Origin of the sequence: Paenibacillus montaniterrae, from assembly GCF_018403185.1 — a bacterium.
Lineage (GTDB): Bacteria > Bacillota > Bacilli > Paenibacillales > Paenibacillaceae > Pristimantibacillus > Pristimantibacillus montaniterrae.
Genome location: NZ_BOSE01000001.1, coordinates 591,660 through 608,114, shown reverse-complemented (window position 1 = coordinate 608,114; position 16,455 = coordinate 591,660). Strand labels below are relative to the sequence as shown.

Genomic DNA, 16,455 nt, shown 5'->3' with positions numbered 1-16,455 from the left:
GTGGAAGGCTGCAGATCAATCGTTGTTTGCTGGCCGCAAGCCGATAGCAGAATGCAGAGCAGGAGCAGCAAGCTTATTATTTTTCTCAAATTAATTCCTCCAATTCTAAGCTGTAAAAACAAAGACCACTATGTACAGCTGGACTGTACGATAATGGTCCCGAAATATCCAGGTTGTCTTGCGTTAGTGCATGTCGCGGAACAAGCCGATTACTTTGCCAAGAATCGTTACATTCTTTAAAATTATTGGCTCCATAGATGCGTTTTCCGGCTGCAGGCGAATATGGTCCTTCTCACGATAAAAGGTTTTGACAGTAGCTTCGTCATCCTCAGTCATTGCAACGACAATATCGCCGTTATGTGCGGTTTGCTGCTGGCGAACGATTACCAGGTCGCCATTATGTATACCAGCTTCTATCATGCTATCGCCGACTACATTTAATACAAATACGTTATGCTCCCCAATAAAATGGGAGGATAGCGGGAAGTAATCCTCGATATTTTCCGTAGCCGTAATCGGGATGCCGGCAGTTACTTTACCGATAATCGGAATATGCTTGACAGGAAATGGAATGACATTATCGGACGGATCTGGAAATACATCGTCCTGGTCCAATATTTCAATTGCCCGCGGCTTGGTAGGGTCGCGGCGAATGAAGCCTTTCTTTTCCAGACGATCCAAATGGCCGTGTACGGTAGAGCTGGATAATAGCCCAACTGCCTCGGCTATTTCCCTTACGGAAGGAGGATAGCCCTTTTCCTTAACCTCTTGCTTTATAAAGTTCAATATTTCCAACTGACGCTTAGAAAGTTTATTCATGAGATCAACTCCATCTATTATTAGGGAAATTATAACATAGAACTCGAGTTCGCACAAACATAAGTTCTTAAGAATATATGTTCTTATTTTTTGCGCAAAACCATTGACAAGAAACATATGTTCGCATATTATAAAAACAGAACAAATGTTTGGGAGTGGTAATCATGTCAACCTATAATCCATACGCATTTCAAAGCTATGAAGTGAAAGCTTCAGTTTCAAATAAACGTTACGCAGACAATAAGTCGCATGCTGCTGTATCGAAACTAAAAGAGTTTTTACATAAGCAGCAGTTATCCAAATGGTTTCTTTGCTTGTTTGTCATCCTATTATTTGTTACGAGCTTTTACCTTGTTCGGGCCGCTGCGTCCACAACTTCAGATGATCACATTGCGATTGGAGAAGAGAAGGTGATTACGGTAAGCTCCGGTGATACGTTGTGGGAAATTGCTGCGCAGCACTACAGCCATATTCAGGATAAAAATTACGCCGTATATTTAATTAAAGACCGCAACGGATTATCGTCAAATATCATTCTTCCCGGAGACAAGCTTATATTGCCGGAGGAATAAGCACATACAATAGAGCACCGCCTATATGGTTCATCGAAAAGATGTAACTTTATAGGCTTTTTTGCTATAATAGATTTGTTATGGATTTTTCGGTGTTCAGTGAAACTGCCTATTGCAGCATGATGGTGAGCCGTATAGGTGATGAGGGGAGTGGATGGAATGGATATGGATAAAATCATTGCTCGTATCAATGAGCTGGCACGTAAAAATAAGACGGTTGGTTTAACGACAGCGGAGCAAGCAGAGCGTGCTGAGCTAAGAACTAAATATCTTGCTGTATTCAAGTCTAACTTTAAGCAGCAGCTTGACAGCATTAAATATGTCGAAGATGAAGATCCCGACAGCAAGCCGCTGCATTAAATAGCTAGTACAAAATTCTATGTTGATGAAGACAGAGGAGGAGTTTGCTTGTCGCGTTCTTGGGAAAGAAAAGTGAAAAAAAATATGGAGCAAATTAATAAGCAGCGCAAAAAATCCGGAGCGGGCAACCTGGTGCTTAATTCCGAGAAGAAGCATGAGGTTACGTTCAAAGGCCGAAACATTGTGCTCCCAATTGTTTTGATATTGTTTATTGGCATGTACAATATCATTTTACTGATGGACCCAACGTATAAGATAGACGGTATGTATTGGGCAACGAATATTGCTTATATACTGCTGGCTGCATTATTTTTTTTCCGCAAGCCATATTTGACAGTCAGCAAGGAATATGTGCAGACTCGCCGAATGATGGGGGACAAGCAGCTTTTCGCTGTTGCCATAAAAGAAATTAAAGTACAAGGCGGCTATATTATTATTGTACCGAATAATGGCAGCAGCTGGGCATTTAATAAAACCTTCAATCGCTATCCGATTGACGATATGAAGGATGAGCTGAAAAAGTTTGCAGACAAGCATCATATTGCTTGGACTGAATAATTGGAAAAGGGAGAGAAACAAGCGTGAAAAAAGCGGTTTTATTTGACCTCGATGATACGCTGCTATGGGATGAGCGCAGCGTAAAGGAAGCGTTCCAGACGACCTGTGAGTATGCTGCAGCCAAGACGGGCGTTGACCCTGATGCATTGGAGGAAGCTGTGCGCCGAGAAGCTCGTCAAATTTACGAAGCATTCGAAGCATTTTCATTTACGAAAATGATCGGTATTAATCCGTTCGAAGGCTTGTGGGCAAGATTTGCCGAAGGGGAGCAGCAACAATTCCGTCAGCTGGAGCAATTTGTTCCTACATATCGCAAAGCAGCCTGGACGAAAGGATTAGCAGCGCTAGGGATTGAAGATGAGCAGCTTGGAGCTGAGCTAGGCGAAATGTTTCCGGCTGAACGTCGCAAGCGTCCGCTCGTGTACGAGGAAACCTTTGCAGTGTTGGACCAGCTAAAAGGCAAATACAAGCTGCTGCTGCTTACTAACGGCTCTCCTGATCTACAGAGAGAAAAGCTGGCGGGTGTGCCTCAGCTTGCACCGTATTTTGACCATATTATTATTTCCGGCGAGTTTGGCAAAGGCAAGCCTGATGTAACGATTTTCGAGCATGCATTGAGCAAGCTGGAGCTGAATGCAGAGGACTGCGTCATGGTTGGCGACAAGCTGACGACAGATATTTTAGGCGCGAACCGTGCTGGCATAGATTCCGTATGGATTAATCGCCATGGTGTTGATCTCAATGACGACATTATTCCAACTCATACAATTACTAGCTTGCAGCAATTATTTTCTATTCTTAACGCTTAATTCAGCTTAGTGTATCATTTGCTTATATTAATAAAATGGGCTTATCCAGAAAGTCAGTGCAAACTGACAATCCGGATAAGCCCTTAATGTAACATACCTATTACTTTTGGAAGTTAGGATCGTTGTGCGGATGAGCAATCCAGCCTTCTGGCTCAATAAACAAGCGCACAGCAACAATTTGCTTATTTTCCATTAGCGTAAAGAAGTGTGGCTTGTTCTCAGGGACTGAAATAACGTCGCCTGCAGTAAGTTCAACATCAAAGTAGCCTACATCATCCGAGCCTTTAATAATGAAGATGCCTTTGCCTGCTGTAATGGCGCGTACTTCATCTTCTGTATGTGTATGCACGTTTTCAAACTTGGCAAGCAGCTCTTCCAGATTAGGAGTCGCTTCAGAAAGCGTAATGACATCCCAGGTACGGTAGCCGCGGCGCGCTGCCAGGTCGCGAATCTCTTCATCGAAGGTGTTTAGCACTTCCTGTTTTTCTTCGTCGCTTAGCACGAATTTCTCTTGCAATTCCTCACGCAGCTTGGAAGGGTTCCAGTGCTCATAAAGCACTTCCTGGCTTTCCAAAAATGCGCGTACATTTTCTTCTCCTTGAATACGTTCGTCTGTATTGCGAATTCTAATCTCTGCCATCTATATTCCACCTTTTCCAATAGGAATTAAACTGTTATAGTAATCATTATAAATCATTATAAAGTACTTGTCGATTATAATCCTTTCAACTTATGTGAAGATCTGCTAAAATTTGAACTAGTGATTTGGGGAAGGGGAATGAATGTGGCAACCAGTAAGCTGCAAGAACAGCTAGAAAAACGCATTCTCATTTTAGACGGTGCGATGGGCACGATGATTCAGCAAGCCGATTTGACCGAGGAAGACTTTGGCGGAGCTGAGCTAGACGGCTGCAATGAGATGCTAGTGTTAACACGTCCTGACATTATTCAGCAAATTCATGAGCAATATCTTGAAGCTGGAGCGGACATTATTGAAACGAATACCTTTGGCGCAACAAGCGTCGTATTGGCTGAATATGATATTCCGGAAAAAGCAAGAGAAATCAATCTTGCTGCAGCCAAGCTGGCGCGCGATGCGGCAGATAAATATAGCACGCCTGACAAACCGCGCTTCGTCGCAGGAGCGCTTGGTCCAACGACCAAGACGCTGTCAGTTACTGGCGGCGTTACCTTTGATGAGCTGGTAGAAAGCTACTTTGAGCAGACTGTAGCTTTAATTGAAGGCGGGGTCGATGCGATTCTGCTGGAAACGTCACAGGATACGCTCAATGTAAAAGCGGGCAGCATCGGCGTTCGCAATGCGTTTGAAGCGACAGGCAAAACACTGCCGATTATGATTTCAGGTACGATTGAACCGATGGGTACTACGCTTGCAGGGCAAACAATTGAGTCATTCTATATTTCGCTTGAGCATCTGCAGCCGATTTCCATCGGCTTAAACTGTGCGACAGGTCCGGAGTTTATGCGTGATCATATCCGTACGCTAAGCGGCATTGCCAGAACAAAAATTTCCTGCTATCCGAATGCGGGACTGCCGGATGAAAACGGACAGTACCATGAAAGTCCGGAGTCGCTAGCACGCAAGCTTGAAGATTTTGCGCAAAATGGCTGGCTAAATATTGCAGGCGGCTGCTGCGGCACAACGCCGGCGCACATTAAAGCAATGGCGGAAACTATGGCCAAGTATGCGCCGCGCGAGGCGAATGGCGATCATCCGGATGCTGTATCGGGCATTGATACTGTATTTATTGAGTCTGACAATCGTCCGCTTATGATTGGCGAGCGGACCAATATTTCTGGCTCGCGCAAGTTTAAGCGGCTAATTAAAGAGGAAAAGTTCGACGAGGCGTCTGAAATTGCGCGCGCGCAGGTTAAAAATGGCGCGCATATTATCGATATTAACCTGCAGGACACCGATATTGACGAGGCTTACGCCGTTAATCACTTTTTGCCGCAGGTCATGAAAAAAATTAAAGCGCCGATCATGATCGATTCGACGTACGATCATATTATCGAGCTGGGCTTGAAATATTCACAGGGCAAAGCGTTAATTAACTCCATTAACCTTGAAGACGGAGAAAGCAAATTCGAAAAAATTGTGCCGCTCATTCATAAGTACGGAGCAGCAGTTGTTATGATTTTGATTGATGAACGCGGTCAAGCGGTTTCCCGTCAGGCGAAGCTAGAAGTGGCGGATCGCGCCTATGATTTGCTTGTCAACAAATATGGAGTGAATGAAGAGGATATTATATTCGATCCGAACATGTTCCCGGTCGGCTCCGGTGATCCGCAATATATTGGCTCAGCCGTGGAGACGCTTGAAGGAATCCGGATGATTAAAGAGAAATATCCACGCACCAAAACGATTTTGGGCTTGAGCAACATCTCATTTGGCTTGCCTGATGCCGGACGTGAGGTGCTCAATTCTGTTTATCTATATCATGCGACAAAAGCAGGGCTTGATTATGCGATTGTAAATACGGAAAAGCTGGAGCGTTATGCCTCTATTCCTGCTGAGGAAAGAGAGCTGGCTGAGCAGCTCATTTATAATACGAATGATGATACGTTGGCAGCCTTCGTTGCCGCCTTCCGCAACAAAAAGGTTGAAAAGAAAGAAAAGCTGTCCAATCTTTCGCTGGAGGAGCGCTTGGCTTCCTATATTGTGGAGGGAACAAAGGAAGGACTTATTGCCGATCTCGAGCTGGCAAGAGAGAAATATGCGCCGCTGGACATCATTAACGGCCCTCTAATGAAAGGGATGGAAGAGGTCGGAAGACTGTTCAACAACAACGAGCTGATTGTAGCCGAGGTGCTGCAAAGCGCTGAGGTCATGAAGGCCTCCGTCAGCCATCTCGAGCAGTTTATGGAAAAAACCGAAACCTCGACCAAGGGTAAAATTATACTCGCTACCGTTAAAGGCGATGTGCATGATATCGGCAAAAATTTGGTCGAAATTATACTGTCCAACAATGGCTACAAAATTATTAATTTGGGCATTAAAGTACCGCCTGAGCGCATTATCGAAGCATACCGCGAGGAAAAGGTGGATGCGATTGGCTTATCCGGCTTGCTCGTAAAATCGGCGCAGCAAATGGTTATTACGGCCCAGGATTTGCGCAATGCCGGCATTGACGCGCCTATTATGGTAGGCGGCGCAGCGCTGACTCGCAAATTTACGCGGACACGAATTTTGCCGGAATACGACGGGCTCGTTGTTTATGCCAAGGATGCGATGGACGGTCTTGATTTGGCTAACAAATTAACCAATGAGCAGCAGCGCCTGGAGCTGGAAAAGGAAATTGCCGAGCAGCGAATCGCGCTCGCCACAGAGGATCAAGGCGGCAAGCAGCTGCCTGCCATGACGCGAGCAGTCCGATCGAATATTTCACCTGATGCGCCAGTCTTTGCTCCGCCAGATACAGAGCGTCATATTTTGCGCAACATTCCGCTAGGGCAAGTGCTACCATACGTCAATATGCAAATGCTGCTTGGCCACCATCTTGGCGTGAAGGGACAGGTCGACAAATTACTCGCAGCAGGCGATGAGAAAACGGTGCAGCTGAAGGAAATGATTGATCAAATCTACCGCGAAGGAATGGTTGAGGGCTTCCTTGAGGCAAATGCGATGTATCGTTTCTTCCCGGCACAGTCATCTGGCAATGACGTCATCATTTATGATCCTGCTGATCATACGAAGGAAATAAAACGGTTCTCCTTCCCGCGCCAGCAGGTCGAGCCGTATCTGTGCTTGTCTGACTATCTTAAATCTGTTGAAAGCGGCGTAATGGACTATGTTGGCTTCCTCGTCGTAACGGCTGGTCGCGGCATTCGCGAGCTGTCCACTGTGTGGAAGGATCAGGGCGATTATTTGCGCTCGCATGCGCTGCAGGCTTGTGCTCTGGAAACAGCAGAAGGCTTGGCTGAAAAAGTCCATCAGATGATGCGCGAGCAATGCGGCTATCCAGATCCGCCTGAGATGACGATGAAGCAGCGCTTTGGCGCGCGCTATCAAGGGATACGCGTATCGTTCGGCTATCCGGCCTGTCCGAATTTGGAGGATCAAGGGCCATTGTTCGAATTGATGAAGCCGGAGGATATCGGCGTAGAGCTTACAGAAGGCTTTATGATGGAGCCAGAGGCTTCGGTATCCGCGATGGTGTTTGCCCATCCTGAGGCGCAATACTTTAATGTAGATAAAGCGTAATAAAGCGGCGGCATATTCAAGTTAAATGCTGCTTATAAGCTGCTTAAATGCTGCTGGAATAAAGGCTGTCAGCTCCGATCAACACGATGCGGCGCTGGCGGCCTTTACGCTTTTTTTACGATTTACCGGTCCTGTGCATACCTGAAATAGAATAGAGTATTGAATTGCGAACATGCATTCGATACACTATAGGTTAGGGAGATCGCTACGGAATGGTGAAAGAGGAGAGCTTAATGATGAACGAATGGACGGGAAAAGCGAGAAATATGAGCGAATGGCTGGAAAGCCTGAAGCAGCAAAAGGAGATTATGGAGAATGTAACGGAGTGGCGAACAATTCCGCCGCGCGAAGCTGTTTATGCGCCGCTTCCGCAGCAGCTGCACCCTGAGCTTAAGGGAGCCTTGCAGGCAAAAGGGATTGACAAGCTGTACAGTCATCAGGCAGAAGCTTTTGCTGCTGCTGCGCAAGGTGCGCATGTTGTAACCGTTACGCCAACTGCTTCCGGCAAAACCCTCTGCTACAATTTGCCGGTGCTGCAGGAGATCACCAACAATCCGGAAGCGCGCGCACTTTATTTATTTCCGACGAAGGCGCTGGCGCAGGATCAGGTTGCTGAGCTGCAGCAATTTGCCGACCTGATGGACTGTGATTTAAAGACGCATACCTACGATGGCGATACGGCGCCAAGCATTCGCACGGCGATTCGCAATGCAGGACATATCGTGGTCACGAATCCGGATATGCTGCATTCAGCTATTTTGCCGCATCATACGAAATGGGTGCGCTTATTTGAAAATATTAAATTTATTGTAATAGATGAAGTGCATGCCTATCGTGGCGTATTTGGCTCGCATGTAGCCAACGTGCTGCGCCGACTGCTGCGGATTTGCCAGTTTTATGGCTCCAATCCACAGTTTTTGTGCGCTTCTGCAACAATTGAAAATCCTGGCGAGCATGCATCGCGTTTGATTGGCAAGCCGGTGCATGTTATCGACAATAACGGCGCTCCAGCGGGCGAGAAGCATTTTATATTTTACAATCCGCCAGTCGTTAATCAGCAGCTGGGCATTAGAAGAAGCAGCGTCATCGAAACGAAAAAGCTTGCCAGCGCACTGATCAAGCAAGGGCTGCAAACGATTGTGTTCGCGCGCAGCCGGGTGCGTGTTGAGCTGCTGCTTACCTATTTGCAGGAGCTGACTGAGCATAAGGTTAATGATGGCACGATTCGCGGCTATCGCGGTGGTTATTTGCCGAAGCTGAGAAGAGAGATCGAGCGCGGCTTAAGATCGGGCGAGATTAAAGCGGTTGTCAGCACGAACGCGCTTGAGCTTGGCATAGATATTGGCCAGCTGCAGGCTTGTGTCCTCAACGGTTATCCTGGCACAATTGCAAGCACTTGGCAGCAGTCAGGCCGGGCGGGGAGACGCAACGAAATTTCTGTCACCTTTCTCGTGGCCAGCAGCAGCCCGCTCGATCAGTATATGATCCAGAACCCTGATTACTTTTTCAATCGCCCGCCCGAGCAAGCGCTGATCGATCCGGATAATTTATTGATTTTGATCGACCATGTCAAATGCGCGGCCTACGAGCTGCCTTTTAAGCGCGGCGAGCAGTTTGGCGCGGAGCGTCTTGAGGATATGATGGAGTTTTTAACGGAGGAAAAGGTTGTGCATCATGTCGGCGATACATGGTATTGGATGGAGCAGTCCTTTCCGGCGCATAACATTTCCTTGCGCAGTGCAGCGAGTGAAAATTTCGTCATCATTGATATTAGCAATCGCAACAAGGTGATTGGCGAGGTGGATCGCTTTAGCGCCCCGACGTTAATTCATGAAGAAGCGATTTACATACATGAAGGCGTGCAGTATCAGGTGGAAAAGCTCGACTATGAAGAGAAGAAGGCCTATGTGCGCGAGGTGGACGTCGATTACTATACCGATGCCAATCTGGCAGTTGAATTGAAGGTGCTGCATGTCGACAAGCAAAAGAGCTTCGGACATTTGGAGCAGTGCTATGGCGAGGTTACCGTAAATGCGCAGCCCACTATTTTCAAAAAAATCCGCTTGCGCACCCATGAAAATATCGGCTCAGGGCCGATTCACTTGCCCGAAGAGGAGCTGCACACGGCGAGCTATTGGTTCACCTTTTCCGATCAGCTTGCAGCATCGTTAACGAAGGAGCAGATGCAGTCGGCATTGATGGGACTTGCCAATGTGCTCAGCAATATTGCCCCGCTTTATCTTATGTGCGACCCGTTCGACATCCGGGTTGTACCGCAGGTTAAAGCTGTTCATTCCGGCAAGCCGACGATCTTTTTCTATGATCGCTATCCAGGCGGAATAGGCTTAAGCAAGCGTTTATATGAGATTCATAATACGTTACTGCAAAATGCCGAGCAGCTCATTAGGCAGTGCGGCTGTGTCAGCGGCTGCCCCGCTTGTGTCGGGCCGTTGGAGGAAGTCGGCATATGGGGCAAGCAAACGGCGCTGCAGCTGCTTACGATGAAGCTAGACTAAGATTTTATAACGAAGGAGGAATCGCTGATGAATATGCTGCGGAATCGGCTGCGGCGCCTGCAAGGTAAGTCTGTTGATGCTCAGCCCGCAAACCATGCTGAAGATAGAGCTGCTAGTTCGCAGTCTGATAGTCAGCAAGCAGACAAGCCTGTCGAAGCTCAGTCTGTTAACCAGGCAGAATGCGAGCCGACGATCGGTCACAGCGGTACTGGACTAGACAATGATACACTCGAGTGCTCTGCAAATTCAACGGCTCACTCCAGCGAGACTGCGCCTGCTGAGCAGGCTGTAGCTGCCGGCTCATCCACTGCATCGCTGCTGCAACTGCAGCTGAGCGCTTTACCAGCCGATGAGCCTTTTGCCGAGAAATGGGCGGAGCTCTCCGTTCAGCTGGCACAAAATGAATTTGGCAGCTTTTTGCTGCGTTCTCTGCGCGCTTGCGGAACGGAAGCTATCGGCATGCATGCGTTTGGCGAGTGGCAGCAGGCCAGCAGCTTTTTGAACGCCTTTCATCCGCAATCCTCAGCAGATCCAACGCAGTTTTTATTTCTTGATTTGGAAACGACAGGACTCGGCAGTGGTACTGGCAATGTGCCCTTTATGGTTGGACTTGCCTTCTGGGAAAACGACGGATTTACGGTACAGCAGGCACTTATCCGTCACCCGGCAGAGGAGCGGGCGATGCTGGCCTATGTGCATCGCCTGACTGCTCGCTTTACCCATCTTGTTACATACAATGGAAAGAGCTTCGATTGGCCGCTTATGCACAGCCGTTATGTATTGAACGGCATGCGTCAGACGATCTGGGAGCCGCTCCATATTGATTTGCTGCATCCTTCTCGCGCAATTTGGCGCAATACCCTCGAGTCATGTAAATTAAGCCATATTGAAAAAATGAGGCTTGGCATTGTAAGGATCGACGATTTGCCTGGCGCAGAAGCGCCGGCGCGTTACTTTCAATATTTGAATAGTGGTGATCCCGGCTTGCTGGAGGATGTATATCGGCATAATGAAATTGATATGCTCTCGCTTGTCACGCTGGCGATTCGCTTTGGACATTTATTGAGCAATCGTGATGTGAAAAGCATCGTGCAGCAGCCCAATGAGCCTGAAGAAATGGTGCGTACCGGTCTATGGCTGGAGCGGATGGGCTGCCAGCTATACTCAGAGCAGCTGTTTCAACTGGCTGTCCATGTGCCGCAGCAGCGCACGCAAACGCTAATGCTGCTCGCGATGCGAGATAAACGCATGCAAAATATGGAGCGTGCGCTGCAGCTTTGGCAAAGAGTTGTCGATACGGAAAGCATTTGGACAACACATGATCAGGTGGAAGCGGCGATCGAGCTGTCGATGTACTACGAGCATAAAGCAAAGCAGCTTGAGCAAGCACTCGCTTATGCAGAAACTGCATACGAGCGTTTGCGGGAAATAAGGCCCGGCGGCCGCCGCTCAGCTCAACAGCAGCAAAAAGAGCTGGAACAGCTGGAGAAGCGGCTAAATCGTTTAAAAAAGAAGTGCCGCGGCACTGCATAGACATATATAATGTGGAACAGGGAAACAAAATTAAACTATTGAATAAGAACTCGTTTCTGGTAGACTATCTGTATAACAAAATTATAAAAACGATACAGCACATTAAAATGAACAGAATGAATCGCAGTTTTGCGCTTTGATTCATATAATGGGAGACTGAACAACAATGATCGCTTTGCATGAACGCTATAAAGCATTATTAATTGATCTTGATGGCACAATGTACCATGGAGAAATTCCGATTGATGGCGCAAATTTGCTTATTCAAAGCTTGCGTGAGCAGCAGTGGAGCTACCGCTTCGTGACGAACAATTCTTCGGCTACTCCAGAGCAGGTTGCAGAGCGCCTGACTCGTATGGGGATTGCTGCGGATGCTGCCGATATTTGCACCTCGGCACAGGCAACGGCCTACTACATTGCGAATAATGATCCTGAGGCAAAAGCGATGGTGATTGGCGAGCATGGACTGCGCCAGGCTTTAACAGGCCAAGCGCTGGAAATTGTTGAAGAACAGCCAACAGTGGTTGTGCAAGGGATAGATCGTGAATACACTTATGAAAAAGGGAAGCGTGCTGTGCAGGCTATTCGTGCTGGTGCGCAATTTATTATGACCAATCCCGATTTGCTGCTGCCTACAAGCGATGGACTAATCCCTGGCGCCGGCTCAATCGGAGCCATGCTGCAGGCAGCAAGCGGCAAGCAGCCGGTCATAATCGGAAAGCCGTCGCGCATCTTAATTCAATATGCGCTTGACCAGCTGGACTGCGACGCGGAGGATGCGCTAATTATCGGGGACAACATGCTGACTGATATCCGCTCCGGTCAAGAAGCTGGCTGTCATACTGCGCTGCTTTATACTGGTATTACAACGCCTGATAATTATTCATACTATAGAGAGCAAGCTGAATGCGAACCAACCTATGTTTATGCCGATCTGCATGAGCTAAGAAAAGCATTGAACAAGCAACAGTAAAATTGAACTTATCTATCAAATGGATAAAGGATGCTAATTCATTTAATCCCCTTTACGAACCAACCTGGAGTCAAGACATATAGGAGGCACAAGTAATGTACGAATTACCGGAACTTGAAGTGATAAAAGCGATAATGGCTGAAAAATATGCAGGAGCTACAATAACAAAAGTAATATGCAATACGAAAGCAATAACAGGCAAAAAAGCGAAGCTGTGCGAAGAGCTTCAAGGAGCAACCATCTGGTTTGTCGAGCGGCGCGCAGGGCATCTTGTGCTGCATCTTGACACTGGCAAGCGGCTTCTTATTTATTTTGATCATGACTCCACCTTCTACGGCGGAGAAGCAGGGGAACGCTTGAAATCAGGCTCTGCTCTAGTTCTAGAGCTTGGAGATCGCTATATGGCGTTTGGCAAGCTGCCTGAGCAGGCCGTACAATTGTTGACCGTACGCGAGGTGGAAGAGCTGCTTAGAGGGTGTGCGCCAGATCCGCTTGACAAGCGTTTTACCCAGAGCTATTTGCTGGGCCAGCTAGGCAAAAAGCGCAGCTCGCTAAAAACCTTTTTGCTTGACGCCACGGTCGTTTCGGGAATTGGTGCGGTATACAGTGATGAGATTTTGTATGCGGCCAATCTTCATCCAGCGCGCAAAGCGAACAGCTTGAGTACGGAAGAAGGAGAGCAGCTGTATGAGGCAATTCGCAACATTTTAAAGGCTGCGATTTCGGACGGGGGAATACGCATACAGCCGCTTTATGCGCAGGATAGCTTGACGGGCAGCTATTCCGATCAGCTTGCGGTTTACGGACGCGAAGGCGACTATGCATTGGATACGACTGAGCCAGTTGAGCTGATTACCGTTGCCAAGCAAAAATGCTACATCTGTCCAACACGCCAGCAATTAAGCTAATATAAGAGGAAGTTCAAAAAGCCCAAATAAGTCGAATTAAAGGAGCTCTAGGATATGATCCACGTGTATTTAGATGATTTTCGACATTGTCCTGATGGGTTTGTGCTCGCCAAAAATGCGGCAGAATGCAAGCTGCTAATCGATTTTGAGCAGATCGATATTTTATCGCTCGACTATGATTTAGGCTGGAATGAGCCTACAGGCTACGAGGTCGTTATTCATCTGATTCATTCCAGGAAGTACCCTAGACGCATATATCTGCACACCTCCAGCATGTACGGCAAGCAGCAAATGTATGATGCGCTTCGCCAAGCGCTGCCAGCTGATTTCGAGCTGTATGCTCGTCCGATGAACAGGCAAGAGCTGGATGCTGCTGCGAGGCAAATACATGATGAAAGAGGCACAGAATGAGCAAGTGGATTGGTACATCAAATCATGGCTTCTCTCCGTACGGAATGGAGGAGCTTCGCAGGCTGTTTCCGCAAATCCAGTTTAAACAGCTGCTGCCTGGAGAAGTTTATCAATTCGAGGTCTCGGAGGAAAGTGACGAAGTATTGCAGCAGCTGGCGCATGCTGAATTAATTTTCGTCAGACATGTGCAGCCGATAGACCGCGAGCTGCTTCTAAATGGTGATGCCGACGATCAGCTGCAAGCGGCAGCGGCAATGATCGCATACATTGACAGCTCTGTCGCAGGAAAACAGGTTGCGGTGCATGTCCGCATGAGTCGTCAGCATAGCTTGGCTGCAACGAAGCAGCAGCTAAAGCAAGCGATGGATCAGGCATTGATTGAAGCTGGTGCAACGCCTGTTTTGAAGGAGCCTGAGCTGATCATAGCGGTATTTGTACATGAGGATCAACTGCTGGTCGGCTTTGCAACGCCCGAGGAAATGGGCTCGGATTGGCCGGGCGGGGCGATTCGCTTTCAGCGCGAGGAAGGACAAGTATCCCGCGCCAAGTTTAAGCTGCTGGAAGCGGAAAAGGTGTTTGGTCTTGATTACAGCCAATATAAATCGGCAATTGACGTCGGCGCTGCCCCTGGAGGCTGGACAAGCCTGCTGCTTGAGCGCGGGCTAAAGGTGACTGCAATCGATCCTGCTGCTATGGATGAGCGGATTGCCCATCATCCTGCGCTAACGCATTTAAGAATGAACGCTTCGGCTGTTAAGCTGCCGAAGGCAAGCCATGATCTGCTTGTATGCGATATGAGCTGGAGCCCGCTCGAAATGTGCAAGCTTATTTTGCAGCTGAAATCAGCACTTAAGGCCAACGCCTATGCGATTGTTACAGTCAAGCTGATGCATAAGAAAGGGCTACAAAGCATTCGTGAAGTAAAGCAGCGGTTAAGCTCTGCATTTACGGTGCTTGGCGCCAAGCAGCTTTTTCATAATCGTGAGGAAATTACCCTGTTTTTGCAAAAGAAAGGATAGCGCCAAGCAGCAGCTTCGGCTATACTTAGAGCAAGCAAAGCTGCCAAGCGTGCAGCATTCGGAAAAGCATTCTGAGATTAGACGATCAACGTCTACTCCAGAATGCTTTTTTTATTGTCATGAATTCGTTTATGGAGGGGAGTCTGATGGCAGAGGGATCGACTCATATTATTAATGGCAGATACGAGCTGGTACACAAGGCTGCTGACGGCGGAATGGGCGAGCTGTACTATGCGCGCGATTTGAAATTAAATGGGATAGCACGGGCGCTGAAGATGCTGAAGCATATAGAAGGCGCGCAGGAGCAGTGGATTGCGCAGGAGGCTTATCTGTTAACGCGGCTGCAGCATCGCTGCCTGCCGAGCATTTATGACTTTTCGGCAAGTGATGATGGGAGCAGCCATCCATTTTTAGTGATGGACTGGATCGACGGCATCAGCCTTGCGCAATTGCTGCAGCAGGGCACCAAGCCGCTCGCCTTAAGCTATATTTATTATATTGCGCAGGAGGTGCTGGAGGCATTGTGCTACTTGCATGCGCAGCACCCTGTTATCGTGCATCGCGATATTAAGCCTTCCAACATTATGCTAGGAAAAGACGGCAGTGTGAAGCTGATCGACTTTGGCATTAGCAAGCAGCTCGGACAAGGGAATGCGGCTACCTTTCGCTTTGGCACAAGGGGCTATTCTGCTCCAGAGCAGCTGTTGGGTCAAGCAACGGATGAGCGCAGCGATATTTACAGCTTCGGAGCCACATTGCTGACTATGCTTGGCGTAAATTCTGCTCAGCTGCTGGACAGCAGCAATCCGCAGCGCGAGCTACGGCGCAGGCTTGCCGCTGTTCCGAAGGGCCTCGCTCAGCTTATTTTCGATTGCCTGCAGCCATTGCCGCAGCATCGGCCACAGCGGGCTGCCGAGCTGCTGGAGAAGCTGGGCGGGCTTGCGCTCGCTCACGAAAATAGCGGGCTATCAGCGGTCAAAGCCAACGTACGAGAAGCAAAATTTGTCGGGCGCAGAATTGCGGTAATAGGAGCGCATGCTGGAGCAGGTGCTACGCTGCTGGCTCTGGCACTAGCGCAGTTGTATCATGGCGAGGCAGCAAGCTTTGCCTATATTGAGCATCGCAGCAGCGGCGGTGAGCTTGGAGGCTTTCATCTTCAGCCTGCTTCCATGAGCGATTTTGAGAATGCGTCGCAAGCGCTGGAGGAGGATCGCCTGCTTAAGCAAGCTGGAGCCGGGTGTTATTATTTAGCCAATCCACTGTCCGAGCTAAGCGAGCAGGAACGAATGAAGCAGACATGCGAGCTGGCTTCGCTGCTGGCTCTGCAGCAGGATGTGCTGGTCGATTACTCCTCGCACTGGAAGGCGCAGCAAATCGAGCAGATGGTCGAGCATGCCGACTTGATCCTGCTTGTAAACAGTCCCTGGCTAATGAAGCAAGAGCCGCAAGCCAAGCAGTTGCTGAAGCTGCTGCTGCAGCAGGCAAGCGGCAGACAGCTGCCCATAATTTGGATCAGCAATCGAGATCAGCCCTTTCATGCGCGCCATGCGTGGCATAAGCTAAGTGGACAATTGGCTCATCTGAAAATTCCTGAGCTGTCCAGTAAAAAGGTATTAAATGCGTTATGGACAGACAATAGCTTCCCGCCTTATGCAAGTCTAACGGTGGAAATTGGTAAATATTTAATGCCATTAATGAAAAAATTGATTCGCTTGCAATAATAGGCTACCTTACATTATGATGAAAGTACCG

The 16,455-nt window shown here is 48.2% G+C and carries 14 protein-coding genes; 12 read left to right on the top strand and 2 right to left on the bottom strand.

What is annotated here, in order from left to right:
* Positions 1-183: 183 nt before the first annotated feature.
* The gene (gene lexA / locus KJS52_RS02860) at positions 184-819 is read right to left on the bottom strand and encodes a transcriptional repressor LexA (RefSeq protein WP_213513114.1); all 636 of its coding nucleotides are present in this window, start codon (positions 817-819) and stop codon (positions 184-186) included.
* A 164-nt stretch (positions 820-983) separates the two neighbouring features.
* Here lexA and KJS52_RS02855 point away from each other — a divergent pair, with 164 nt between their 5' ends.
* The 4 genes from KJS52_RS02855 (at position 984) to KJS52_RS02840 (ending at position 3,118) form a co-directional block, all read left to right on the top strand.
* Complete coding sequence (locus KJS52_RS02855) at positions 984-1,391, top strand: LysM peptidoglycan-binding domain-containing protein (protein WP_213513113.1); 408 nt, start codon at positions 984-986, stop codon at positions 1,389-1,391.
* 159 nt (positions 1,392-1,550) lie between these two features.
* Entirely contained in the window at positions 1,551-1,751 is a 201-nt protein-coding gene (locus KJS52_RS02850) for a DUF896 domain-containing protein (RefSeq protein WP_213513112.1), read from the top strand.
* Between the two features lie 48 nt (positions 1,752-1,799).
* Positions 1,800-2,309 (top strand): hypothetical protein, encoded by a 510-nt coding sequence (locus tag KJS52_RS02845; RefSeq protein WP_213513111.1) that lies wholly within the window; start codon positions 1,800-1,802, stop codon positions 2,307-2,309.
* A 23-nt stretch (positions 2,310-2,332) separates the two neighbouring features.
* The gene (locus KJS52_RS02840; protein WP_213513110.1) at positions 2,333-3,118 is read left to right on the top strand and encodes an HAD family hydrolase; all 786 of its coding nucleotides are present in this window, start codon (positions 2,333-2,335) and stop codon (positions 3,116-3,118) included.
* Between the two features lie 100 nt (positions 3,119-3,218).
* Here the strand turns inward: KJS52_RS02840 and mtnD are convergent, their stop codons facing one another.
* Positions 3,219-3,758, bottom strand: a complete 540-nt coding sequence (gene mtnD / locus KJS52_RS02835; RefSeq protein WP_213513109.1) for an acireductone dioxygenase — start codon at positions 3,756-3,758, stop codon at positions 3,219-3,221.
* A 204-nt stretch (positions 3,759-3,962) separates the two neighbouring features.
* On the opposite strand from mtnD, the gene metH reads away from it, so the two are divergent.
* From metH to KJS52_RS02795, 8 genes are all read left to right on the top strand, one after another.
* Positions 3,963-7,343, top strand: coding sequence for a methionine synthase (gene metH / locus KJS52_RS02830; RefSeq protein ID WP_373871344.1), 3,381 nt, complete (start codon positions 3,963-3,965; stop codon positions 7,341-7,343).
* Between the two features lie 236 nt (positions 7,344-7,579).
* Positions 7,580-9,859 carry a DEAD/DEAH box helicase gene (locus KJS52_RS02825; protein ID WP_213513107.1) on the top strand — a complete coding sequence of 760 codons (2,280 nt, stop codon included), beginning with the start codon at positions 7,580-7,582 and terminating at the stop codon, positions 9,857-9,859.
* Positions 9,860-9,886: 27 nt separating this feature from the next.
* On the top strand, positions 9,887-11,392 hold the full coding sequence (locus tag KJS52_RS02820) for a ribonuclease H-like domain-containing protein (RefSeq protein ID WP_213513106.1): 1,506 nt from the start codon (positions 9,887-9,889) through the stop codon (positions 11,390-11,392).
* A 166-nt stretch (positions 11,393-11,558) separates the two neighbouring features.
* Complete coding sequence (locus KJS52_RS02815; RefSeq protein ID WP_246563069.1) at positions 11,559-12,365, top strand: HAD-IIA family hydrolase; 807 nt, start codon at positions 11,559-11,561, stop codon at positions 12,363-12,365.
* Positions 12,366-12,460: 95 nt separating this feature from the next.
* Complete coding sequence (locus KJS52_RS02810; RefSeq protein WP_213513105.1) at positions 12,461-13,273, top strand: DNA-formamidopyrimidine glycosylase family protein; 813 nt, start codon at positions 12,461-12,463, stop codon at positions 13,271-13,273.
* Between the two features lie 54 nt (positions 13,274-13,327).
* Positions 13,328-13,684 carry a cyclic-phosphate processing receiver domain-containing protein gene (locus KJS52_RS02805; protein ID WP_213513104.1) on the top strand — a complete coding sequence of 119 codons (357 nt, stop codon included), beginning with the start codon at positions 13,328-13,330 and terminating at the stop codon, positions 13,682-13,684.
* Complete coding sequence (locus KJS52_RS02800; protein ID WP_213513103.1) at positions 13,681-14,703, top strand: SAM-dependent methyltransferase; 1,023 nt, start codon at positions 13,681-13,683, stop codon at positions 14,701-14,703. Before KJS52_RS02805 ends, KJS52_RS02800 begins: the two co-directional genes overlap by 4 nt.
* Positions 14,704-14,849: 146 nt before the next feature.
* Positions 14,850-16,424, top strand: coding sequence for a serine/threonine protein kinase (locus tag KJS52_RS02795; protein WP_213513102.1), 1,575 nt, complete (start codon positions 14,850-14,852; stop codon positions 16,422-16,424).
* The last annotated feature ends 31 nt before the right edge of the window (positions 16,425-16,455 follow it).